Here is a 22,403-nt window from a genome sequence, read left to right on the forward strand (position 1 = left end):
AAGACGCCTAAAGATCGATCTGCGGAACATTGAAAGCGCCTTCGAGCGACTTCAGTTCGGCGCGGTGCAGTGCGGCCAGCTTCGCGAGCGTCTTTTCGCCGGGCTTTTGCAGATGCACTTCCACCTGGCGGCGATCGGTCTCGCTGACCTTGCGCTTGACGAGGCCGAGCGCTTCACAGCGCGACACCAATGCCACCACACCGTGATGCTGCGCTTGCAGCCGCTCGGCCAACTCGCCGATCGTCGCCCAGTCGCGCCGCGGATAGCCTTTGATGTGCAGAAGCAGCAGATATTGCAAGGGCGTGATGCCTTCGCTCTGGGCGGCCTGTTCGGAGAAGCGTTCGAAGCGCCGCATCTGATAGCGGAACTCGGATAGCTGCTCGAAATCGGCTTTGCCAAGCTCGCGAGGGTGAGGCTTCATGGGCGGCTCGTGGAAAAGGGTGCGGCTATCTTTGTCATGACGTGCGATTTCGGGGCGTAGTGGGGCTGAGCGAAGTCGGTTCGAATCAGGCGGCGGCGCGCTGTTGTCGCGCTGGTGCTTGCAGTTGCCTGTGCGGCTGACGATACAAACCGGCGATCAGGTCGGCCTGGGTCACCATGCCGGCCAGTCGTCGCGTCTCGCTGTCCAGCACCGGAATGTGGTGATGTCCGAAGTCGGCGAAAAGCGGCACGAGGTCCGCGATCGAGGTGGAGGTGTCCACCGTGCGCACCTGGGTGGTCATCAGCGCGCCCACGACGGGTTCGCCGGCGCGCCGGCGGCCAAACAGCTTGTGGCGGACGCTGGTGAACATGCCGAACTGCTGACTACTGCCGAGGTCGGCCCGTGTGACGATGCCGATCACATGTTGCGCTTCGTCCGTTACCGGCAAGGCTTTCACGCCGTGGCGTTTCAGGATGCTCCACGCGGTCGCCGCACGCGTTCCCGCCGACACGGTGATGACGCCGCGCGACATGATGTCCGCGCACGTCAGTTCGTCGAAAGTGCGAGCGTAGGTTTGCAACTGCAATGCACGTAGCAGGGATTCGAGGTCGTCGGGCGCGATGTCGAGCAGTTCGCCTTGCCGCTTGAGCACGGCGTCGAGATCCGCACGCGTGAAGCCGGAGCGCGGCTGCGCGGTCGCGGCCGTTTTGTCGCCGTGGTGCCGCGCGGAATGGGGATAGCGATGCCCGGTCAGCGTGTGATAGACGATCGCGGCGCAGAGCAGCGCAGCCGATTGGAGCGCGATCGGTTCGATCACGAAGCCGTAACCTAGCGAATGCACGGCCGGGCCGCCCAGCACGGCGGTGAGCGCGACCGCTCCGGACGGCGGGTGCACGCAGCGCAGCGCAAACATCGCGCAGATCGCCGCCGCGACGGCAAGCGCCGCCGCCGGCAAGGGATCGTCGACCCAGATGGCGCACGTGACGCCCACCGTCGCGGAAACGAGGTTGCCGCCGATGATGGACCACGGTTGCGCAAGCGGACTCGCCGGCACGGCGAACAGCAACACGGCGGAGGCGCCCATCGGCGCGACCAGCATCGGAATGTTGCCGCTCGAGCCGAGCAGAAGATGAGTGACGGCGCCGGTGAACGTGATGCCGATGAGCGCGCCGAGGCACGAACGAAAGCGCTCCTTCCATTCGATGGCGATGGTGGGCGGAGCGAAGCGGGCGAGCCAGCGAATGACGGCGGAGTGCAGCAAGATCGGATCGGTAGTGAGTGGCTTGAAGGTTTGTGCCGCGGCGCGTGAGGCTCTTTCAGAAGCCGGGCGCGCAGAGCGAAAGCGTCGATTATATGTGATTGTGATATAAATTGTCGCGGCAGATCGGGGCGCGATTTTTGACGCCGCAAATGAACAAAGTTGGAAAAGGATGCGGAAAAAGAAAAGGGCTTACGACGCAAACGCGTGTAAGCCCTTGAATCTTTTGGTAGGCCGTACGGGATTCGAACCTGTGACCAACGGATTAAAAGTCCGCTGCTCTACCAGCTGAGCTAACGACCCAAAAGAGAAGCGAAATTATAGCGATAGCGCGTGTCGGCTGTCAACCGATGGTGGTTGGCCAAGCTATCGGCACTTCAGATAGTGAAAAACCCGGGTAGCGATACCCGGGTTTTTCAGCGAGAGGCGCGCGTGGCTTTGACGTCGGACACTGCGCGTGACTGCCAACTGCGAGGAACTTCTGCGCTACTTGATTTGCGACAGCTTGCTCTGAGCCGACTGCGCGACATCCGAGCCGCCATATTGCGCGACGATCTGTTCGAGCGTCTTCTTTGCCGCGGCCTTCTGACCTTGCTCGAGCTGATTGTTCGCAATCGCGAGCAGCGCTTCCGGCGCACGCGGATGTTGCGGGTAGTTCTTCACCACACCTTGCCACGTCGCCGTCGAGCCCTTGTAGTCGCGCAGCGCATACAGCGCGTTGCCGAGCCAGTACTGAGCGGTCGGCTGATAAGGGCTATTCGGATACTTGGAGATGAAGCTACGGAACGACGCCGCCGCGTTCTTGAAGTCGCCGCTGCGGAACTGTTGCGAAGCCGCATTGAACGACTCGGTTTCGCCCGGCTGCACTTCGCCCTGGACCCCGTCCACCGTCTGTTGCTGCGGCTCGAATTTCTTCAGACGCGTATCAAGATCGGTGTAGTAGTCCTTCTGCTGCTTTTGCACCGCGGCGAGCTGGTTGGCCATGTCCTCGTTCTGCCCGCGCAGCGTGGCGACCTGCTGATTCAACTGGTCGAGACGGTTGGACTGATCGAGGATCGTGCGTTGCGCGGCCGACAACTGGCTCGACAGGCTTTCGGTCTTCGAGCGCAGATCGAGAATGGCCTGGCGGGCCTGGTCGTCGTCGAACATGCCCGCATGCGCGGGCACAGCCGCGAAGGCCGTGCCCGCGACGCAGGCCGCTGCGGCAAACCGCAGCCAGGAGAAACGATGCGTCATTCGGCTCATCACCCGTTACTTACTGTTGGTACACGAGGTCGGCGCGGCGGTTCTGTGCCCACGACGATTCGTCATGACCCGTGGCTTGCGGCTTTTCCTTGCCGAGGCTCACGGCTTCCATTTGCGAGTCCGTCACGCCCATCAGCGACAACGAACGGCGCACGGCTTCAGCACGCTTCTGGCCGAGCGCCAGGTTGTACTCGCTCGTACCGCGTTCGTCGGTGTTGCCCTGAATCAGCACGTGGCGTTGCGGATGGCTCTTCAGGTATTGCGAGTGTTGCTGGAGCAGCGACTGATAGTCGTCCTTGACCGAGTAGCTGTCGAAGTCGAAATAGATGCTGCGCTTGGCGAGCGGGCTGTTCGGATCGTTCAGCGGATCGACGTTGACCTGTGCGACATCGGTCGGGTTCGGTTGCGTGCCGATTGCACCGCCCTTGTTGGCGTTTTCGTCGAGCTTGACGCCCGAGTGACATGCGGCCAGCGCACCGACCATCAGAACGGCAAATGCGAAACGAAGCTTGGACATCATTTTTTACTCTCCTTGTGTTATTGCATCAACGTTATTGCATAAACGGGCCCCAGGACGGCTCGCGCACGCTGCCGCCCTGAACGGACAGGACCTGCCGGGTGCGACCATCGGTCGATACCGCGGCCAACACGCCACGGCCGTTCACCTGTGTGGCGTAAAGAATGTACTGACCGTTCGCCGCGAAGCTCGGCGATTCGTCATGTGTCGTGTCCGTCAGACCCGTGGCCGTATTGCCTTGCAGGTCCTGGATATAAAGCTTGAATCCGCCGCCGACGCGCGAAATATACGCGAGTTGCTTGCCGTCGGGGCTGACGCGCGGGCTCGTGTTGTAGCTGCCCGTGAAGGTGACGCGCTGCGCGCTGCCGGCGCTTTCGCCTTGGGCCGACATCTTGTAGATCTGCGGTTGGCCGCCACGATCGCTGGTGAAATAGATCGACTGGCCGTCAGGCGAGAAGGTGGGTTCCGTGTCGATCGAGCTGCCTTGCGTCAGACGCCGCAGCCCGCTGCCGTCCGCATTGACGGCGAAGATCTGGGTGTTGCCGGTGCGCGAGAGCGCGACGGCCAGCGTGCGGCCATCCGGCGACCACGCCGGTGCGCTGTTATTGCCCTTCTGGTCGGAGACCACGACGCGACGGCCCGTGGGCAGATCGTGGATATAGACGATCGGCTTCTTCTTCTCGAACGAAACATAAGCGACCTTGGTGCCGTCGGGCGACCATGCCGGCGAGATGATCGGCTCAGGGCTCGACAGCGCGATGTGCGCGTCCTGGCCGTCCGAATCGGAGATTTGCAACTGATAACGGCCGCCGGTCTTGATGACGTACGACAGGCGCGTGGCGAACACGCCGCGCCCGCCCATCAGCTTCGCGTAGATGTAGTCCGCGACCTTGTGCGCGCTCATGCGCAAGCCGCTTTCCGGGCTCACCAGGACGAGGCCGCCGAGGCTTTCCTGTTTGACCGTGTCGTACAGCTTGAAGCGCACTTCGTACTGGCCGTTCGGCAGACGGTTCACACTGCCCGACACGAACGCATTGGCGCCCTTGGCCTTCCAGCTGCCGAGGTCGACGGACGCCGTTTCCGGCACCGGCGTGCTGCCCGCGTCGATGTTGGTGAATTTGCCGCTGCGTTGCAGATCCTGCCGCACGATCGTGCTGACCTGTTGCGGCGAGTTCGCTTCATTGGCGAAATTCGCCGTTGCGATCGGAAACTGGGTGGACCCGACGCCCGTCACGAGGACGTTGAGTTGTGCGTTGGCGGCGCCGCCGACGGCGATCAGGCACGACGCTACAAGTGTCCGCAGGCCTAGCTTGGTCATCAAACTCATGCTGTATGGATTCCCCAAAAACGGTTTTACTAACGCTTCACAACAGCAGACAGACCCTCGAACCTTTATTTCGTTCCCCGGCGCGCCACGCTGGGCGGGGCGCCGCGTCTGCTGTCAACTGACTGTCAAGGCCTTCGTCAACCTGCCGGGCGCAGCGTGATCTTGAAGCTGCCCGGCGTCTTGCCGTCGATGTCCTGAGGCATCGGATCGGAACGCTGCACGGCGCGCAACGCGGCGTCGTCCCACGCGGGGTTGCCGCTGCTGCGCGAGATCGTTGCGCTCAACAAGGTGCCCGTCGGCGAACAGCGCACGGAGATCACCGTCTCCAGGCCTTCCGTTTCGCCGCCCCACGTAATGTTCGGGCGCACCACGCGACGCACCTTGTCCGCGTAACCCGGCGACGCCGCCGTGCCGCCCGAGCCGCTGCCGGTGCCGCTCTTCGCAAGCCCGTTGCCGGTCGAGCCTTCGCCGCCCGCCATGCCTTGCATTTGCGCGAGACGCGCGCGACGTTCGGCATCGAGTTTCTTCGCTTGCGCGGCAGCCTCGGCCTGAGCCTTGGCCTTTGCCGCCTTCTGCGCGTCCGCTTTCTTCTGCGCTTCGGCTTCGGCCTGTTTTTGCTGTTCCTGCTGCTGTTCCTTCAATTGCTGCTGTTTCTGCTGCTCGGCCAATTGCTGTTGCTTGAGCTTGTCGGCCTGCTGCTGCTGTTGCTGCAACTGCTTCTGCTTGAGCGCCGCGGCCTTTTGCGCCGCCTGCTCCGCGGCGAGTTGCTGCTGACGTTTCGCCTCGGCTTCCTGTTGAGCCTGCAATTTCTGCTGACGCTGCTGCTCGGCGAGTTGCGCCTCGCGCGCGGCCTCCTGCTGCTTGCGTTTCTTCTCCTGCAACGCGATGTCAGCCTGTTCATCGGGCAGCGGCGGGGCAGGGGCCACCGGCACGGGTGGAGGCGGAGCCGGGCGCGGGATCGCCGTGTCCGGCACCTCGGTCCAGAGCTCCGCTTCAGCGCCTTCCGGCGTACTGTTCTGCCACTGGATGCCGTGGTACAGAAAGAACCCGAGCAGCGCGTGCATCACCAGAGCGAACGCAAAGGCTCGCCCGGTGCCGCGTTCACGCGGCGGCTGGAGCGGGTAGTCGGAATTCTTGCGGATCATTGCGATTTGACGAGCAATCCAACGCGTTTGACGCCCCGGGCTTTCAGCTCGGACATCACGTTCATCACGACTTCGTACTTCACGGTCTTGTCGGCGGCGATCACGACAGGCTGGTCAGGATGCGTTTGCGAACGGTCGGTGATGAAGCCGTTGAGGTCGGCTTTCGTCATGTTTTCCTGCTGCTGCGCGCCCGCGTCGTCTTTGTACTTGACGCTCATGTTGCCGTCCGCGCGGATATTCACGATCACGGGCGGGGTTTGCTGCTGCGGCGCGGCGCCGCCGACGGTCGGCAGATTGACGATCGACGGGGCGACGAGCGGCGCGGTCACCATGAAGATCACGAGCAGCACGAGCATCACGTCGATGTACGGCACGACGTTGATGTCGGACATCGCGCGGCGCGAACGGCCGCCACGCATACTGGAATGTGAGCCTGCCATCTTGGACCCCTTACTGTGCCTGGCGCTGCAGGATGTTCGAGAACTCTTCGATGAAGGTCTCGAAGCGGATTGCCAGGCGGTCGATGTCGTGCGCGTAGCGGTTGTAGGCAACCACGGCCGGAATCGCGGCGAACAGGCCGATCGCGGTGGCGGTCAACGCTTCGGCGATGCCCGGCGCGACGTTCGCAAGCGTGGCCTGCTGGACGTTGGCGAGACCGCGGAACGCATTCATGATCCCCCAGACCGTGCCGAACAGACCGATATACGGGCTGACCGAACCCACCGAGGCGAGAAACGCGAGATTGGCTTCGAGCACGTCCATTTCACGCTGGAACGCGGCCCGCATGGCGCGGCGTGCGCCGTCGAGGATCGCGCCCGGATCGTTCAGGCGTTTTTCCTTGCCCTTCAGGAATTCGCGCATGCCGGATTCGAAGATCCGTTCCAGCGCGCCGATCGTGTGGCGATTGTTCGCGGCGCTCTGATAGAGCGCCTGCAGGTCGCCGCCCGACCAGAAATCGCGTTCGAAGCGTTCAGTTTGCGCGCGCGCCCGGCGGATCGCAAACCACTTGCGGAAGATGAAAGTCCACGACAACAGCGACAACAACAGCAGCAGGGCCATGACGGCCTGCGCCAGCAGGCTCGCATTGAGTACGAGGGAAACGATCGACAGATCTTGTGTAGTGTTCATAAAGGTTCGTTTTAACGTCCCGGAAGGGGGCGTCCGGCTGCAAGGCCATCGAAGCCTGCCGTGAGCAAAACGGCAGCATCGGCGACGCTGCAAGCCGAACCATGCTTTGTGCTGCTTGATCGATACGAGTTCACCGGCCCCGTAACAACGAGGTTCAGTCGTTGTCCGTTGACACCCCGCCTTCGCCGATGCCCGGCCCGCGGCGCAACGCAGCGAGTACCGGCGGAGGAATCGCGGCCGGCCGCAGCGCGGTTCGCTCGACGCAGCCGACCCGGATGGAGCCGACCGCAAGCAAAGTGCCGTCGCGCCATGCTTCCTGCGCGAAGTCGACCGAGGCGCGGCCGAGCCGCTCGATCCGGCTCACGACGTTGACGACATCGTCGAGCCGCGCAGGCGCACGATAGTCGACCGCCGTGCTGCGCACGATGAAAATCGCGCCCGTTTCGTTCGCGAGCCGATTCTGGTCGACGCCGCACGCGCGCAGCCATTCGGTTCGCGCCCGCTCGAAAAATTTCAGGTAGTTCGCGTAGAACACGATGCCGCCGGCGTCGGTATCTTCGTAATACACGCGGATCGGCCATGTGAAGCCGATTTCCGTGCCGGGCTGGCTGGTCGACATATTCATGCGGCGCATTTTACCGGAACGCACACCAGGAGGTCTGTTTCAAGATGTGCGTCCCGCCTGGCGGGCTTTAGCCGCGATGAATGGCCAAACCGGCAAATGATTGCGCGACCGGCATCAGCTCGATCGTGTTGATGTTGACGTGCGCGGGGCCCGTGGCGATCCAGTAGATCGAGTCGGCGATATCCTCCGCCGTGAGCGGTTGGACGTTCTCATAGACCTTGCCGGCTTTTTCGTCGTCGCCGCGAAAACGCACGTTCGAGAATTCGGTGCCGCCGCACAGGCCCGGCTCGATGTCGGTCACGCGCAGCGCGGTGCCGGCCAGATCGGCGCGCAGGTTCAGGCTGAACTGGCGCACGAATGCCTTGGTGGCGCCGTAGACGTTGCCGCCGGGGTAGGGCCAGCGGCCGGCCACCGAGCCCAGGTTGAAGATATGCCCGCGGTTGCGCTCCACCATGCCGGGCAGGAGCGCGTGCGTAACCTGCACGAGGCCGGTGCAGTTGGTCTCGATCATCGTGTTCCATTCGTCGAGGCTCGCCTTGTGCGCCGGCTCCACGCCGAGCGCAAGGCCGGCGTTGTTCACGAGCACGTCGAGCGCCGCGAAATCGGCTGGCAACGCGGCCGGCACGGCTTCGACGGCGGCGCGGTCGCGCACGTCGAGCTCGTAAGGCAGAAGCGCGTCGCCGAGTTCGTCGGCGAGCGCCTGCAGGCGGTCCTTGCGGCGCGCGGTGGCGACGACCCGATGGCCGCCCTTCACGAAAGCGCGAGCGATGGCGGCGCCGAATCCCGCGGACGCTCCGGTGACGAACACAATCATTGCAGTTCCCTGGTCGGTTGGAGAGAAAGGCCCCAAGCCTACTTCCAATGCGGCGCTGCGGCAAGGATGAACCAGCCTTACAAGCGGCTCTGGGAGGAATGCGGAACGGCCTCCGGGCCGCCCTTCCTCAGACGTTTGCGCGCCGCATACAACGACGCCATGGCCCGCTTCGGAAGTGCCCGCGGCGGCGGCGGGAAGCCGGTTGCCTATTCGATCCTCTTCCAATAAACTAACGCGCTCATCCCTGCGTGACTGGCGATAGAACCGGTTCAAGCAATCGGGTTCAAGGTGGAACAACCCACCGTGAAGCGCAGGGTGCCGTTTTGCCGTTCGCCTGGGCAGCCGTGATCCGCGCGCATCGATCTGCGCTGACGGTGGCTGTCCTGCCTCGCGTGTGCGGCGACTCTCCTTCCGCCACGTCTGGGCTGGCCCAGCCGCCAGCAGCGCCGCGTACCCTCTACGCAAGATTCGGCGCACAATCCGGTCAACCTGAAAACACTCAACGGAATCCGTATGTTTGACAGAGCCCAAAGCACCATCGCCAACGTCGATCCTGAACTCTGGAAAGTCATCGAGCAGGAAAACCGCCGTCAGGAAGAGCACATCGAACTGATCGCGTCGGAAAACTACACGAGCCCGGCCGTGATGGCTGCGCAAGGCTCGCAACTCACCAACAAATACGCCGAAGGGTATCCGGGCAAGCGCTACTACGGCGGCTGCGAATTCGTCGATATCGCCGAGCAGCTGGCGATCGACCGCGTCAAGCAACTGTTCGGCGCAGAAGCCGCGAACGTCCAGCCGAATTCGGGTTCGCAGGCGAACCAGGGCGTGTTCTTCGCCATGCTCAAGCCGGGCGACACGATCATGGGCATGAGCCTCGCGCACGGCGGTCACCTCACGCACGGTTCGCCGGTCAACATGTCGGGCAAGTGGTTCAACGTGGTGAGCTATGGCCTGAACGAGGCCGAAGACATCGACTACGACGCAGCCGAGAAGCTCGCGCAGGAGCACAAGCCGAAGCTCATCGTGGCGGGTGCGTCCGCATTCGCGCTGCGTATCGACTTCGAACGCCTGTCGAAGATCGCCAGGTCGGTTGGCGCCTACTTCATGGTCGACATGGCGCATTACGCGGGTTTGATCGCCGCCGGCGTCTACCCGAACCCGGTGCCGCACGCCGACTTCGTCACCACCACCACGCATAAGAGCCTGCGCGGCCCGCGCGGCGGCGTGATCCTGATGAAGGCCGAGTTCGAGAAGCAGATCAACTCGGCAATTTTCCCCGGCATCCAGGGCGGTCCCCTGATGCACGTGATCGCCGGCAAGGCCGTCGCGTTCAAGGAAGCGCTGTCGCCGGAATTCAAGGCGTATCAGCAGCAGGTCGTCGAAAACGCACGCGTGCTGGCCGAAACGTTGGTCAAGCGCGGTCTGCGCATCGTCTCGGGCCGTACCGAAAGCCACGTCATGCTGGTCGATCTTCGCGCGAAGAAGATCACCGGCAAGGCAGCGGAAGCGGCGCTCGGCGCCGCGCACATCACGGTCAACAAGAACGCGATTCCGAACGATCCGGAAAAGCCGTTCGTGACGAGCGGTATCCGTCTCGGCTCGCCGGCCATGACCACGCGCGGCTTCGGCGTCAAGGAAGCGGAGCAGGTGGGCAACCTGATCGCCGACGTGCTGGACAACCCGGAAGACGCCGCCACGCTCGAACGTGTGCGCGCGCAAGTCGCCGAGCTGACCCAGCGCTTCCCGGTCTACCGCTAAGCCGTCATGCACTGCCCCTTCTGCCGTCACGCCGATACGCAGGTCGTCGACTCGCGCGTGTCCGAAGACGGCGCGACGATTCGGCGGCGGCGCCGCTGCCCGGCCTGCGACAAACGTTTCACGACGTACGAGCGGGTCGAGCTGGCGTTGCCGTCGGTCGTCAAGAAGGATGGCAGCCGCACCGAATTCGATCGCCGCAAGATCGTCGCGAGCATGCAACTGGCGCTGCGCAAGCGGCCGGTGGCGGCGGACGCGATCGACGCGGCGGTCGCCCGAATCGAGTATCTGTTGCTCGGCAGCGGCGAGCGCGAGGTGCGCAGCGAGCGCCTCGGCGAACTCGTGATGAACGAGCTGCGCGCACTCGACACGATTGCCTATGTTCGCTTTGCCTCCGTCTACCGGCGCTTTGAAGACGTCTCCGAATTCGAGGACGTCATCGAGGAATTCCGCCGCGCCTCCTCGCCTCCCAAGCCTTCTCGCAAGCGCTAATCGCTGTCGCGCCTCGCGTCGTGTTCGAGGTGCCGTCTTTTGCCGCGTTGTCTCGCGCATTCGCATCTCCCGCTCCCCATGATGTTTGGTCGCGTGCATTTTTGCGCGGGATGGCGTCTGAGCGCCACCTGGCCGTTCGGCCGATTGTTGGCGCGTTTGCAAATCGCTAGATTGGCTGCATTCTTTGTAACGAGCAGGGATGCAGATGAAAGCGGATGCGTTTTTCATGCGGCCGTGCCGCGGCTTCACGCTTGTCGAAACACTGGCCGTCGTCGCGCTGCTGGCGGTGATCGCGGTGATGGCAACGCCGTCGTTCGTCGCGTGGCACGTGCGCGATCAGGTCGACGCGCGCACGAAGGCGCTCGCTTCAACGCTCGCCTATGCGCGCAGCGAAGCGCTACGACGCGGCGCACGAGTCACGGTGTGCCGGATCGACGCGGCGCGGCATTGCCTCGCCGCCGGGCAACCGTGCGGCGATGGCGTGACCGACTGGTCGTGCGGCTGGGCGGTGCTGGCCGAGCGGGGCAGCACGGTGTCGCTGTTGCGCGCGCATCCTCTGCTGGCGGCGGTAAGCATTGTCGGCACGCAAACGAATCTCACGTTTACGCCGCCGGCGGGACAGTTGATCGGCACCTTTCGCAGCTTTGATATCGGACCGCGCGCGCCATCCAAGGCGACGCAGGGAGACAAGTGGCGACGTTGCCTACGGATCGCGGCGGGCGGCCGCGTGCGGATCGTCGAAGGGGCATGCGGGGCGGAGTCATGAGGCGATATTCACAGAGCCGATGGTCAAGCCGCCGCGGATCGAAACGCCGCGGCAGCACGCTGATCGAAGTCATGCTGGCCGTCGTGTTGATGGCCGTCACGGCCCTCGGGTTGATCGCCGGTCAGGTGTGGAGCGCGCGCGAAGCTCGTGCGATGGCAATGCGCGAACACGCGGCGTGGATCGCCGACTCCGTCGCGGAAACGATGCGCGAGCCCTCCGCTGGCGACTCCGCGATCAGGCAATGGAGCGTGCATGCAGCCGCTCTTCTGCCGCAAGGTCAGGCCTCGGTGGCTGAAAGTGGCGGCGTCTCTTTTGCGCGCGTCACATGGGCGTCCGTGCGAGACATGCCAGGTGCCGACGACGTGATCGACAAGCCCGAGTCTTGCGGCGGCGTGGACGTCCCTGCGGGTTCCTCATGCGTTGCGCTGGCGTTCGCGAAATGACGCGGCGCCTGTATCGTGCACGCGCCCAACGCGCCCAACGCGCCCAACGCGCCCAACGCGCCCAACGCGCCCAACGCGACCAACGGGACCAACGCGACCAACGGGACCAACGCGCCCAACGCGCCCAACGCGACCAACGCAGCCAACGCGGCCATACGCTGGTCGAGTTTGTAATCGCCATGGCGCTGGGACTGGTGGTGACCGCGGGTGCGGTGTCGCTGTATACCACGCAGCGCTCCGCATTCGAACACGCGGGCGATGCGATGCGCATTCGCGAAGCCGGCTTGACGGCGCTTACGCTGGTTGGCCAGCAATTACAAATGGCCGGCTTCGTGCCCGCGGACGTCGCGCGTTACAACAGTCCGCCGCCCTTGTTCGGATGTTCGGGCGGTCGCCCGACAGGGGCCGACGACAGTCTTGCCTGCGAGACGTTGCCCGGTCACTCGGACGGCGTGGCCGTTCGTTACGTGGGAGACAACGTTTCCACGTGGCCCTCCGCGAGCGGACAAACAACCGACTGTCTCGGTCAGGCCGTGGCGAACAGCGGCGCGGTGCTCGGCGACCAGGGCGTGCCCGTGGTCAATCGATATTTCGCCCGCGTCAGTGGTTCGACGGGCGAGCCCGAGCTTTACTGCGAAGGCAGCGGCAGGGTGGGATTCGCGCAGCCGCTCATCGAAGGCGTCGAACGGGTGCGGCTCAAGTACTGGCTGGCAGGCGCGCCGAGCGCGGTCGACGCTTCGGCGGTGACGGCCGATCAATGGGCCAGCATCGTTGCGGTCGATCTCTGTGTGCTGGTGCGCGGCGCGCCACGGAGCCAGCGCTTGCCCTACGTCGATTGCGACGGCGTCAGCATGCCTGGGGCGGATTCGCGCGCTCGGCAGGCGTTCTCGCGGCGAGTCGCGATACGCAATCATGCGGAGGCCTCTTGATGGTGAAACGTCGAAGCAAACTGGCGTTGCGCTGCGCTTGCGGGAAGCATTCACGAGGCCGCGAGCAGCCGCAATATCTCGGACGCATCATGCGCATGGCAGGCGGCCGATTCCGCGATCGTCAAAGCGGCGCAGTCCTGCCAATCGTCCTGCTGATTTCAGCGATGATGCTGACCACCTCCGCGGCATGGTTCGAAACGTCGCTTGCGGCGGCGCGCGTCACCACCAACGTGCGCGATTATTTGCAGGCGTTTCATGCCGCCGATTCAGCGTTGCTCCTGTGCGCGCGCAGTGCCATCGCGGCAGCATCCGTGACGCCGATGCCGGCCGCGCCCGGAGAGCCGGCGCAATGGAAACTCGAAGCCGCCTTCGAGGCGAACGCCGTCGCGCCCCTTGCGCAATGGCCAGGATCGGTGCGCGCGCCGCAATGCCTGATCGAAGCCTGGCGTCTCGGCACCCGCGCCGATGCTCGAGCCTATCTGCTGACCTCGCGTGGCTTCGGCCGTAACAACGAGTCACAGGTCTGGCTGCAGATGCAACTGGTCATCGAGGACGAAACGATCGAGCGTCATTGGCGCCACGTCGCCGCACGGCCATTCTGACGGGAGGTCCATGACAAGGCTGCACACATCCGCATTCACGCTGCTCGAACTGATGATCACGCTGGCGATAGTCGCCACGCTGGCAGTGTTCGCCGTACCTTCGTATCGCGATCACGTCGCGCGAACGCATCGCATCGACGCCGCGTCCGCCCTTTATCGCGCCGCGCAATTCGTCGAGGGCGCGGCAAGCGGCAGCGCGTCCACGCTGTTGCCGGGCATGGACCAGGCGCCGCAATTCGGCGCGGCGGTCTACCGGCTGCGCGTGCTGCAGGCGGACGATTCCAATGGTGGCTATTCGATAGAGGCCGCGCCGAGCGAAACCGGTCCGATGCGTGACGACCCCTGCGGGGTTTTCACGCTCGACGCGACGGGGCAGCGAGGCAACAGGAATGGAGCAAACGGTGTGGCGCCGACAAGCGGCGAATGCTGGAATACGGGCTAACCACGCAGAGGCAGGGCTTATGCCGGAAGCAATGCCGCGCTCACCGTTACGGGTTCGATTCGGTCTTGACGGTACGAGGCGCAGCGGAATCGCGCTTCATTTGCTGCCAGATCCGATACGCTTCCCATGCGGCAAGCGCGAGGCCGCCCCACTTCAGTGCGGGTTTTGCACCTGCCGCGACGGTTGCACGCAGCGGTTTGGCGAGAACCAGCGAGGCGATCGAACTGATGAGGGGATACTGTTTGAGGAGCACGCCAATGGTCCCCGCGTTGATCAAGCTCGACTTCGTTCCTTTGCCCACGCGCACGCCGCCCAAGCCCGGCAGAATAAACTTGAGCCAACTGAAATGCGTGACCGCCTGCCGCAATTCGATGGTGGCCTGAGCGAGTTCCATGCGCTCCACATCCGCGCGCACCAGCAGCAATTCCTTGCGCAACGCTCGCAAGTGTGGCGCGCTCAGATCCTTGGCCGGTTGGCGCTTGGCACGGAAGGCGGTATCGGAATGGCTTTGGCTCATGGTGTGTCGGCGGCAGTGAAGGTGGTGCAGTCAAACGGCGCTGCAAATCGCTCGATATCCCAACGAAATCCCAACGCGAGCGCCGGGCGTCGTAGCGACACCCGTTGCGCGTGGGTTGTCACGGTTTGCGGAACACGTCGCGGTCTTTTTCGAACTCCGCAAGGGTGGCCTCGAACACCAGCGGTGCGTTGCGCAAACCGCTGCGCGCTTTCAGCGCACAGACTAGTCCCGCAATCGCATACACGGCGGTAATGCCGGCGAGCGCCTGCCATCGGTAGGTGTCCCAGAACGCAATGGCGATCAGCGCGGTCAAGGCGATCAAGGCCATCGTGGCGAGCATCATGGCGGCGAGACCGAGGAATAGCACGGCGAGCAGCCGGTCTTTTTCCTCGGCGAGCTCGATGCCGACCAGTTCGAGCCGCGTTTGCAGAATGGCGAACACCGAACCGACGATGCGGCGTAACGGACTATGTTCTGCGCGCTGTGTTTGTGTTTCGATCGTCATGGCTGTGGGCGTTGCGCGTGATGGCCTGGGCGGCGCGTGCAAAGGTGCGCGCCAGGAGAAACGGACCGGCCAGGCATGCGCCGGTCCGCTCGATTTACCAGTGGGCCGGACGCGACCGTCCGGCAGCGTCACCGTGTTACTTGCGGTTGATCAACAACCCCAGCAGCACGCCCGCACCCGCCGCGATACCGATCGATGCCCACGGATGCTCGTGCACGTAGTCGTCGGTGGCGCGGGCGGCCTTCTTGCCTTTTTCGACCACCACGACCTGGACGTCAGCCGCCTTTTCCTTCGCCTGTTTCAGACGCGTAAGCGCCGTTTCACGCAACTCCGAGGCGCGCTCGCCGGTGGCGCTCGCGGCCTGTTTCAGCAAATCTTCAGCGTCCGCGAGGACCGTTTTGATATCCGACATCAATCTCTCCTTGTTGACTTCCGACATTGACAGCTCCCCTTCGTCTCACGCCACGCGTGAATCGTAACCAAAGAAACGGCCGCTGGCGAGCGCAGTGCTCGGTTGACGCAAGCGAACGCACGAACCGTTCCCGGTTGAAGCAAAGCCATTGCACGACGACCCGCAACACATTGCAGGTGACAGTTTGCCTCCGATGGAGTTGATCTGTCCCGCAAAGTTTCCACTATATCGGTGAAAATTACAAAAACGCATAAAGTAGTGACGCGATGTTGGTTCGTCATGTACCGCCGCTACCATATGATTTATCGTGGCGGGGCGGCGCGGGCGAATGCTCGCGCGGAATGCCCGAATACTTTAAAGGAGATGCAACATGAGTCTACGTCTTGGCGATATCGCACCCGATTTCGAACAGGAGTCGAGTGTCGGCCGCATCAAGTTCCATGAATGGCTGGGCGATAGCTGGGGCGTGCTGTTCTCGCACCCCGCCGATTTCACGCCCGTCTGCACCACGGAACTCGGCCTGACGGCGAAGCTGGCCGACGAGTTCGCAAAGCGCAACGTGAAGACGATCGCGTTGTCGGTCGACAGCGCGGAGTCGCATAAGGAATGGATCAAGGACATCAACGAGACGCAAGCCGCCAATGTCGGCTTCCCGATTCTCGCCGACGGCGACCGCAAGGTGGCCGAGCTGTACGACATGATCCACCCCAACGCCAATGAAACGCTCACGGTCCGCTCGCTCTTCGTGATCGACCCGAAGAAGAAGGTGCGGCTGATCATCACGTATCCGGCAAGCACGGGCCGCAATTTCGACGAAGTGCTGCGCGTGATCGACTCGCTGCAACTCACCGACAACCACTCGGTTGCCACGCCCGGCAACTGGAAGCAGGGCGATGACGTGGTGATCGTGCCGTCGTTGAAAGACGAGGAAGTCATCAAGCAGAAATTCCCGAAGGGCTACAAGGCGCTGCGTCCGTACCTGCGCATGACGCCGCAGCCGAACAAGTAGGCGGTTGATGCACCGTGAAGCGCGCCGTTAGCTGCAGCGCGGCGCCGCAACGAAAAAGGCCGGTTCGAGGTGAACCGGCCTTTTGCTTTTTATCGGCATGTCAGGAAGACATCAGAAAAACGCCTGAATTCCCGTTTGCGCGCGCCCGAGAATCAGCGCGTGAATGTCGTGCGTGCCTTCGTAGGTGTTGACCACTTCCAGATTCACCAGATGCCGCGCGACGCCGAACTCGTCGGAGATGCCGTTGCCGCCGAGCATGTCGCGCGCGAGCCGCGCAATGTCCAGCGCCTTGCCGCATGAGTTGCGTTTCATGATCGAGGTGATCTCCACGGCCGCCGTGCCTTCGTCCTTCATGCGGCCGAGGCGCAGCACGCCTTGCAGTCCGAGCGTGATCTCGGTTTGCATGTCGGCGAGTTTCTTCTGGATCAACTGGTTCGCGGCGAGCGGCCGGCCGAATTGCTTGCGATCCAGCACGTACTGACGCGCGGTGTGCCAGCATGCTTCGGCTGCGCCGAGCGCGCCCCAGGCGATACCGTAGCGTGCCGAATTCAGACATGTGAACGGACCGCGCAAGCCGCTGACTTCCGGAAAACGGTTTTCTTCGGGAACGAACACTTCGTCGAGCACGATTTCGCCGGTGATCGACGCCCGCAATCCCACCTTGCCATGGATGGTGGGCGCAGACAGCCCCTTCCAGCCTTTCTCGAGAATGAAGCCGCGAATCGCGTCCTTGCCGTTTTCCTCGAGCTTCGCCCACACGACGAACACGTCCGCGATCGGCGAATTGGTGATCCACATCTTCGAGCCCGACAGCGAATAGCCGCCGTCCACCTTCTTCGCGCGCGTGACCATGCTGCCCGGATCGGAGCCGTGGTTCGGTTCGGTCAACCCGAAGCAGCCGATCCATTCGCCGGTGGCGAGTTTCGGCAGGTACTTCCGCTTCTGCGCCTCCGAGCCAAATTCGTGGATGGGCACCATCACCAGCGAGGACTGCACGGACATCATCGACCGGTAGCCGGAATCGACGCGCTCCACTTCACGCGCGATCAGGCCGTATGCGACGTAGTTCAAACCGGGGCCGCCGTATTGCTCGGGAATCGTCGGGCCGAGCAGGCCGAGTTCACCCATTTCGCGAAAGATCTCGATGTGGGTCTTTTCATGACGGAACGCTTCGAGCACGCGCGGCTCCAGCTTGTCCTGCGCATAGGCCGCGGCGGCCTCGCGCACCATGCGTTCGTCTTCGGTGAGCTGCTGATCGAGCAGCAGCGGGTCTTCCCAGTGAAACTGCGCGGCCTCGGCCATGACGTATCTCCTGATTCCTTGCTTGATTCCAACTTGACTTATGTTCCGCTACGCGAAACAATGTTTTGCAAATCACCGATCGAGTGTATCACCTGATGACGCCTGCATCCACCCTCTCCGAACCGCTCGACGAGCGCAAATTCGTCGTTGCCCTCGCGCGCGGGCTGGACTTGCTGCGCGCGTTCAAGCCGGGCGAAACGATGCTGGGCAATCGCGATTTCGTCGAACGCACCGGTTTGCCGAAGGCGACGGTCAACCGCCTCGCTTACACGCTGAGCGTGCTGGGTTATCTGCGGCTCGATGAAACGCTGGGCAAATACGCGCTCGACGCCGGCGTGCTCTCGCTAGGATTCGCATTGCTTTCGGGCACGGACACACTCGAACTGGCTCGTCCGCATATGCGTAATTTCGCGCGCGAGGTGGGCGCGGCGGTTTCGCTCGGTTGCCGCGACGGGCTCGACATGATTTATCTGGAGACGATCCGCAGCGAAACCGCGTTGACGCTCGGGCTCGCATCGGGTTCGAAACTGTCGATGCTGACGAGTTCGATGGGGCGCGCGTATCTCGCCGTGCAGCCGGCGGACGTGCGCGCCGCGTTGCTCGTCGAGCTCAGGAAAGCGGCGGGTAAACCAGGCGCGCCAGGCGCGGCGCTGATCGCGGAGGCGGAAAAGTCGATCGCCGCGTTCGCCGGCGAAGGCTGCTGCTATTCGTTCCGCGCGTGGCACGACGACGTGAACGCGGTGGCCGTGCCGTTTCGCGAGCCGCGTGAAGGACGCTGGCTGGTGCTGAGTTGCAGCGGGCCGGCGTCGTCGATGGGAGAGGAGGTGTTTCGTGAAACCGTCGCGCCGCGGCTCAAGGCGCTCGCGCGGCGCCTGGGCGATACGGTCGAAGCGCCGGCGCGTGCAACCGCAAGCCACATCAACCAGCCGGTCAAGCCGCCGATCAAGCCGCCGATCAAACAGCCCGGTCGTGGTAATGCGCGTTGAACAATGGCCCTTGCACGAAGCGCACGTCGTACTGTTGCAGGGCCACGAACTGCGGCTCATCCATCACGCGATTGAAGATCAACGGAATCCGCAACCGGTTCGCGTAACCCACTAGCGGTTTCACGGTCGCATCGCGCAACGCGGTCGCGGCGTCCATCTTCAGAAAATCGAGCCGCGCGGTTTCCGACACCGACAAAATCTGCCCCGCATTGGACAGATTGCCCGCCACCTTGAAGCCGTAGCGCTGATAGCTCTGCGTCAGATAGCCGAGGAAGGTCTTATGCGCGACCGCCGCGGCCGGCAATTCGATCACCACCCGCGACGGGTTCAGCCCGAACGACACCAGCACGGTCGAAAAATGCAGTCCGTGGTCGTACTTCACGCTCTTGAGCAGACGTTCGTGCACGCGTAGAAACAGCAGACCGTGCCGCTGCGTCCCGAAGAAATTGATCGCGTGCAGCGCGCGCGACATGCGGTCGAGCGCGACCAGTTCCTGATCGTCGACGATGCGGTCGAACGGATCGAATACCTCGAACGGCGGCCCGTCCAGGCGCTGGGTGACCGCCTGAAAGCCGAGTTCATCGCCGAAACGGTCGACACCCTCCGGACCCGACGACAACGACTGCGCCAACGCATGCACGCTGATGTCGAAGATCGGCTCGTAAGCGCTGGTGAGCTCCTGCCCGTCGAAGCGTGCGAGCGCGATGTCGTGATGCGCGCCCGTTCCCATTGCCAGATGTTCGCCGAGAAACGGGTGGTGGGCGGCGCGCTCGATGAGGTTGGGGATGGTCGGCGGAATCATGTAGGCGAAAGATTGGCAATGGACGCGCTCGGCGCTCGGCAACGCGACTCGGTTGCCGCATTCCATTGATGGTAGCAGTCCGCACCGTGCGCACATGAACAAAATGCTCATAACGTTATCGGCCGAACGCTTGTCGTTACGGGCTTCCGGGGCTTGTCCGGGTCGTCTTCAGGGTATACGTTAGTTTCACTATTCGTAATTGCTTTTACTATACGTAAATTCATCTGCGGCGACGCCACCGGTTCGCGCATCGAGCCGCAGGCCGCCTGGAACCGACAAGATCGAGCCTCAACGGAGAACCTTGCATGAACACCGCCACCGGTACGCCGGCTACCGCCGGCTCACGGCTAGAAATCGAGCCGGGCTATCAATCGGGCTTCGCGAACGAATTCGCCACGGAAGCCTTGCCGGGCGCCTTGCCCCAAGGCCGCAATTCGCCGCAACGCGCGGCCTATGGCCTGTATGCCGAGCAACTGTCGGGCACCGCGTTCACCGCGCCGCGCGGTCACAACCGCCGTTCGTGGCTGTACCGGATTCGTCCGGCGGCCGTGCATAAGCCTTTCGCGCCGCTGCCTTCGGAGCGGCTCGTGGCGAATTTCGCCGAGGTGCCGCCCACGCCGCCTGACCAGTTGCGCTGGGATGCCTTGCCGATGCCGGCCGAGCCGACCGATTTCATCGACGGCTGGGTGACGATGGCGGGCAACGGCGCGGCGGAATCGATGAGCGGTTGCGCGATTCACCTGTACGCGGCGAACCGTTCGATGAAGGACCGCTTCTTCTACAGCGCCGACGGCGAACTGCTGATCGTGCCGCAGGAAGGGCGCCTGCATATCGCGACCGAGCTGGGCCGGCTGGACGTGGAGCCGTTCGAGATCGCGGTGATCCCGCGCGGCGTGCGCTTTGCGGTGGGCCTGCCGGACGGCCCGGCGCGCGGCTATATCTGCGAGAACTTCGGCGCGCTGCTGCGTCTGCCGGATCTCGGCCCGATCGGTTCGAACGGCCTCGCCAATCCGCGCGACTTTCTCACGCCGCACGCGGCGTATGAAGATCGCGAGGGCGATTTCGAACTCGTCGCCAAGATGAACGGCAACTTGTGGCGTGCGGACATCGGCCATTCGCCGCTCGACGTGGTCGCGTGGCACGGCAATTTCGCGCCGTACAAGTACGACTTGCGCCGCTTCAACACGATCGGCTCGATCAGCTTCGACCATCCCGACCCGTCGATTTTTCTGGTGCTGCAATCGCAAAGCGACACACCGGGCGTCGACGCGATCGACTTCGTGATCTTCCCGCCGCGCTGGCTCGCCGCCGAGGATACCTTCCGTCCGCCCTGGTTCCATCGCAACGTGGCGAGCGAATTCATGGGCCTCGTGCACGGCGTGTACGACGCGAAGGCCGAGGGCTTCGTGCCGGGCGGCGCGAGTCTGCATAACTGCATGACAGGCCACGGGCCGGACGCCGACACGTTCGAGAAGGCATCGCACAGCGACACGTCGACGCCGAGCAAAGTCGGCGACACGATGGCCTTCATGTTCGAAACGCGCACGCTGATCAAGCCGACCCGCTTCGCGCTCGAAACCGCGCAATTGCAGGCGCATTACTACGAGTGCTGGCAAGGCCTCAAGAAACATTTCAACCCGGAGCAACGATGAGCGCATTGAGCGATCTTCAGGCGACGCTCGATCCGTCGCGTAAGAGCTGGGTCGAGTCGGCCAACGATTCGAACCATGATTTCCCCATCCAGAATCTGCCGTTCGGTATTTTCAGCGACAGCAACAACGACGCGCGGCGCGTGGGCGTCGCAATCGGCGACGAGATCGTCGATCTGGCGGCGTTGCAGGCGGCGGGATTGCTGAACGTGCCGGCGTCGAAGGCCGATGTTTTTGCGCGCGATACGTTGAACGATTTCATCGCGCTCGGCCGCGATGCATGGCGCGGCGTGCGGATTCAGTTGAGTCACCTGCTCGCGCGCGATACCGCGACCTTGCGCGACAACGCCGGCTTGCGCGCGAAGGCGCTGGTGCGTGCGGCCGATGCGCGGTTGCATCTGCCGGTGCGGATTCCGGGCTACACCGACTTCTATTCGTCGAAGGAGCACGCGACGAACGTCGGCTCGATGTTCCGCGATCCGAAGAATGCGCTGCTGCCGAACTGGTCAGAGATGCCGATCGGCTATAACGGACGCGCGTCGTCGGTGGTGGTGAGCGGCACGCCGGTGCGCCGTCCCAACGGCCAATTGAAGCTGCCGGACGAAGAGCGTCCGGTGTTTGGCGCATGCCGCAAGCTCGATATCGAACTGGAAACGGGCTTCGTGATCGGCGCCGGCAATGCGTTGGGCGAGCCGATCGCGTGTGCGGACGCCGAGGCGCATATCTTCGGCATGGTGCTGCTGAACGACTGGAGCGCGCGCGACATCCAGCAATGGGAATACGTGCCGCTCGGCCCGTTCAACGCGAAGACATTCGCCACGACGATCTCGCCGTGGATCGTGACGCTCGACGCGCTCGAACCGTTTCGCGTCGCGCAGCCGGTGCAGGAACCGCAGCCGCTTGCGTATCTGCGCCACGACGGCGCGCATGCGTTCGACATCACGCTCGAAGTGAGGCTGCGCCCGCAGCAGGCCAAGCAGGCCACCACGATCTCGCGGACCAACTTCAAGCACATGTACTGGACGATGGCGCAGCAACTCGCGCATCACACGGTGTCGGGCTGCAATACGCGCGTGGGCGATCTGATGGGCTCGGGCACGATCAGCGGTCCGACGGAAGATTCGTATGGCTCGCTGCTCGAATTGACGTGGAACGGCAAGAAGCAGCTGGCGCTGAAGGAGGGCGGCACGCGCGGTTTCATCGAGGACGGCGACGAACTGACGCTTGCCGGCTGGTGCCAGGGCGATGGTTATCGGGTGGGCTTCGGCACCTGCGTCGGTGAGATCGTGCCGGCGCGAAACTAAGGCAC

The 22,403-nt window shown here is 63.5% G+C and carries 24 protein-coding genes, 1 tRNA gene, 2 pseudogenes and 1 riboswitch; of the genes and pseudogenes, 11 read left to right on the forward strand and 16 right to left on the reverse strand.

The annotated features are described in order from the left end of the window. Positions 1–7: 7 nt before the first annotated feature. The 11 genes from CUJ90_RS02620 to ydfG all read right to left on the reverse strand — a co-directional run bounded on the left by CUJ90_RS02620 (position 8) and on the right by ydfG (position 8,480). Entirely contained in the window at positions 8–421 is a 414-nt protein-coding gene (locus tag CUJ90_RS02620; protein ID WP_073428187.1) for a MarR family winged helix-turn-helix transcriptional regulator, read from the reverse strand. 85 nt (positions 422–506) lie between these two features. Continuing rightward, positions 507–1,682, reverse strand: a complete 1,176-nt coding sequence (locus tag CUJ90_RS02625) for an HPP family protein (RefSeq protein WP_114161915.1) — start codon at positions 1,680–1,682, stop codon at positions 507–509. Between the two features lie 224 nt (positions 1,683–1,906). Further along, a tRNA-Lys gene (locus tag CUJ90_RS02630) sits at positions 1,907–1,982 on the reverse strand. A 183-nt stretch (positions 1,983–2,165) separates the two neighbouring features. Beyond that, on the reverse strand, positions 2,166–2,915 hold the full coding sequence (ybgF, locus tag CUJ90_RS02635; RefSeq protein ID WP_073428185.1) for a tol-pal system protein YbgF: 750 nt from the start codon (positions 2,913–2,915) through the stop codon (positions 2,166–2,168). A gap of 19 nt (positions 2,916–2,934) precedes the next feature. Continuing rightward, complete coding sequence (gene pal, locus CUJ90_RS02640) at positions 2,935–3,444, reverse strand: peptidoglycan-associated lipoprotein Pal (protein WP_073428184.1); 510 nt, start codon at positions 3,442–3,444, stop codon at positions 2,935–2,937. Between the two features lie 31 nt (positions 3,445–3,475). Then, entirely contained in the window at positions 3,476–4,768 is a 1,293-nt protein-coding gene (gene tolB, locus CUJ90_RS02645) for a Tol-Pal system beta propeller repeat protein TolB (RefSeq protein ID WP_073428183.1), read from the reverse strand. Between the two features lie 137 nt (positions 4,769–4,905). Next, positions 4,906–5,913 (reverse strand): cell envelope integrity protein TolA, encoded by a 1,008-nt coding sequence (gene tolA, locus CUJ90_RS02650; RefSeq protein ID WP_073428182.1) that lies wholly within the window; start codon positions 5,911–5,913, stop codon positions 4,906–4,908. Then, positions 5,910–6,353, reverse strand: coding sequence for a protein TolR (gene tolR / locus CUJ90_RS02655; protein WP_073428181.1), 444 nt, complete (start codon positions 6,351–6,353; stop codon positions 5,910–5,912). Before tolR ends, tolA begins: the two co-directional genes overlap by 4 nt. 10 nt (positions 6,354–6,363) lie before the next feature. Then, positions 6,364–7,041 (reverse strand): protein TolQ, encoded by a 678-nt coding sequence (gene tolQ, locus CUJ90_RS02660; protein WP_007179119.1) that lies wholly within the window; start codon positions 7,039–7,041, stop codon positions 6,364–6,366. Positions 7,042–7,195: 154 nt separating this feature from the next. Further along, the gene (gene ybgC, locus CUJ90_RS02665) at positions 7,196–7,675 is read right to left on the reverse strand and encodes a tol-pal system-associated acyl-CoA thioesterase (RefSeq protein WP_073428180.1); all 480 of its coding nucleotides are present in this window, start codon (positions 7,673–7,675) and stop codon (positions 7,196–7,198) included. Between the two features lie 58 nt (positions 7,676–7,733). Further along, entirely contained in the window at positions 7,734–8,480 is a 747-nt protein-coding gene (ydfG, locus tag CUJ90_RS02670; RefSeq protein ID WP_114161916.1) for a bifunctional NADP-dependent 3-hydroxy acid dehydrogenase/3-hydroxypropionate dehydrogenase YdfG, read from the reverse strand. A gap of 238 nt (positions 8,481–8,718) precedes the next feature. Beyond that, positions 8,719–8,827, forward strand: a riboswitch (ZMP/ZTP riboswitch). A gap of 166 nt (positions 8,828–8,993) precedes the next feature. On the opposite strand from ydfG, the gene glyA reads away from it, so the two are divergent. The 7 genes and pseudogenes from glyA (at position 8,994) to CUJ90_RS02710 (ending at position 13,912) form a co-directional block, all read left to right on the forward strand. Next, complete coding sequence (gene glyA, locus CUJ90_RS02680; protein ID WP_114161917.1) at positions 8,994–10,241, forward strand: serine hydroxymethyltransferase; 1,248 nt, start codon at positions 8,994–8,996, stop codon at positions 10,239–10,241. Positions 10,242–10,247: 6 nt separating this feature from the next. Continuing rightward, a complete protein-coding gene (gene nrdR / locus CUJ90_RS02685; RefSeq protein ID WP_012431825.1) occupies positions 10,248–10,730 on the forward strand; it encodes a transcriptional regulator NrdR in 483 nt (160 codons plus the stop codon). Between the two features lie 199 nt (positions 10,731–10,929). Continuing rightward, the gene (locus tag CUJ90_RS02690; protein WP_167449645.1) at positions 10,930–11,496 is read left to right on the forward strand and encodes a GspH/FimT family pseudopilin; all 567 of its coding nucleotides are present in this window, start codon (positions 10,930–10,932) and stop codon (positions 11,494–11,496) included. Further along, complete coding sequence (locus CUJ90_RS02695; protein ID WP_114161918.1) at positions 11,493–11,939, forward strand: type IV pilus modification PilV family protein; 447 nt, start codon at positions 11,493–11,495, stop codon at positions 11,937–11,939. Before CUJ90_RS02690 ends, CUJ90_RS02695 begins: the two co-directional genes overlap by 4 nt. Positions 11,940–12,085: 146 nt before the next feature. Next, positions 12,086–12,868, forward strand: a pseudogene (locus tag CUJ90_RS02700) (PilW family protein); the annotation flags it as partial. An 89-nt stretch (positions 12,869–12,957) separates the two neighbouring features. Next, entirely contained in the window at positions 12,958–13,470 is a 513-nt protein-coding gene (locus CUJ90_RS02705) for a pilus assembly PilX family protein (protein ID WP_244219958.1), read from the forward strand. Between the two features lie 10 nt (positions 13,471–13,480). Then, a complete protein-coding gene (locus CUJ90_RS02710; protein ID WP_114161920.1) occupies positions 13,481–13,912 on the forward strand; it encodes a type IV pilin protein in 432 nt (143 codons plus the stop codon). 46 nt (positions 13,913–13,958) lie between these two features. Here CUJ90_RS02710 and CUJ90_RS02715 read toward each other — a convergent pair whose 3' ends face one another. The 3 genes from CUJ90_RS02715 to CUJ90_RS02725 form a co-directional block, all read right to left on the reverse strand. After that, a complete protein-coding gene (locus CUJ90_RS02715; RefSeq protein WP_073428173.1) occupies positions 13,959–14,429 on the reverse strand; it encodes a DUF3318 domain-containing protein in 471 nt (156 codons plus the stop codon). A gap of 118 nt (positions 14,430–14,547) precedes the next feature. Continuing rightward, positions 14,548–14,934, reverse strand: a complete 387-nt coding sequence (locus CUJ90_RS02720) for a phage holin family protein (RefSeq protein WP_073428172.1) — start codon at positions 14,932–14,934, stop codon at positions 14,548–14,550. A 136-nt stretch (positions 14,935–15,070) separates the two neighbouring features. After that, entirely contained in the window at positions 15,071–15,373 is a 303-nt protein-coding gene (locus CUJ90_RS02725) for an ElaB/YgaM/YqjD family protein (protein ID WP_028198798.1), read from the reverse strand. Between the two features lie 343 nt (positions 15,374–15,716). On the opposite strand from CUJ90_RS02725, the gene CUJ90_RS02730 reads away from it, so the two are divergent. Further along, the gene (locus tag CUJ90_RS02730) at positions 15,717–16,355 is read left to right on the forward strand and encodes a peroxiredoxin (RefSeq protein ID WP_073428171.1); all 639 of its coding nucleotides are present in this window, start codon (positions 15,717–15,719) and stop codon (positions 16,353–16,355) included. 111 nt (positions 16,356–16,466) lie between these two features. Here CUJ90_RS02730 and CUJ90_RS02735 read toward each other — a convergent pair whose 3' ends face one another. Continuing rightward, a complete protein-coding gene (locus CUJ90_RS02735; RefSeq protein ID WP_114161921.1) occupies positions 16,467–17,657 on the reverse strand; it encodes an acyl-CoA dehydrogenase in 1,191 nt (396 codons plus the stop codon). 95 nt (positions 17,658–17,752) lie between these two features. Between CUJ90_RS02735 and CUJ90_RS02740 the strand changes: the two are divergent. Next, positions 17,753–18,538 (forward strand): annotated as a pseudogene (locus tag CUJ90_RS02740) (IclR family transcriptional regulator); the annotation flags it as partial. 73 nt (positions 18,539–18,611) lie between these two features. Here the strand turns inward: CUJ90_RS02740 and CUJ90_RS02745 are convergent. After that, positions 18,612–19,445 (reverse strand): EAL domain-containing protein, encoded by an 834-nt coding sequence (locus CUJ90_RS02745; RefSeq protein ID WP_073428169.1) that lies wholly within the window; start codon positions 19,443–19,445, stop codon positions 18,612–18,614. 305 nt (positions 19,446–19,750) lie between these two features. On the opposite strand from CUJ90_RS02745, the gene hmgA reads away from it, so the two are divergent. Then, positions 19,751–21,097 (forward strand): homogentisate 1,2-dioxygenase, encoded by a 1,347-nt coding sequence (gene hmgA / locus CUJ90_RS02750; protein ID WP_114161922.1) that lies wholly within the window; start codon positions 19,751–19,753, stop codon positions 21,095–21,097. Next, complete coding sequence (gene fahA, locus CUJ90_RS02755; RefSeq protein ID WP_114161923.1) at positions 21,094–22,398, forward strand: fumarylacetoacetase; 1,305 nt, start codon at positions 21,094–21,096, stop codon at positions 22,396–22,398. Before hmgA ends, fahA begins: the two co-directional genes overlap by 4 nt. Positions 22,399–22,403 lie beyond the last annotated feature (5 nt).

The organism is Paraburkholderia terricola, from assembly GCF_003330825.1.
Classification (GTDB): Bacteria; Pseudomonadota; Gammaproteobacteria; order Burkholderiales; family Burkholderiaceae; genus Paraburkholderia; species Paraburkholderia terricola.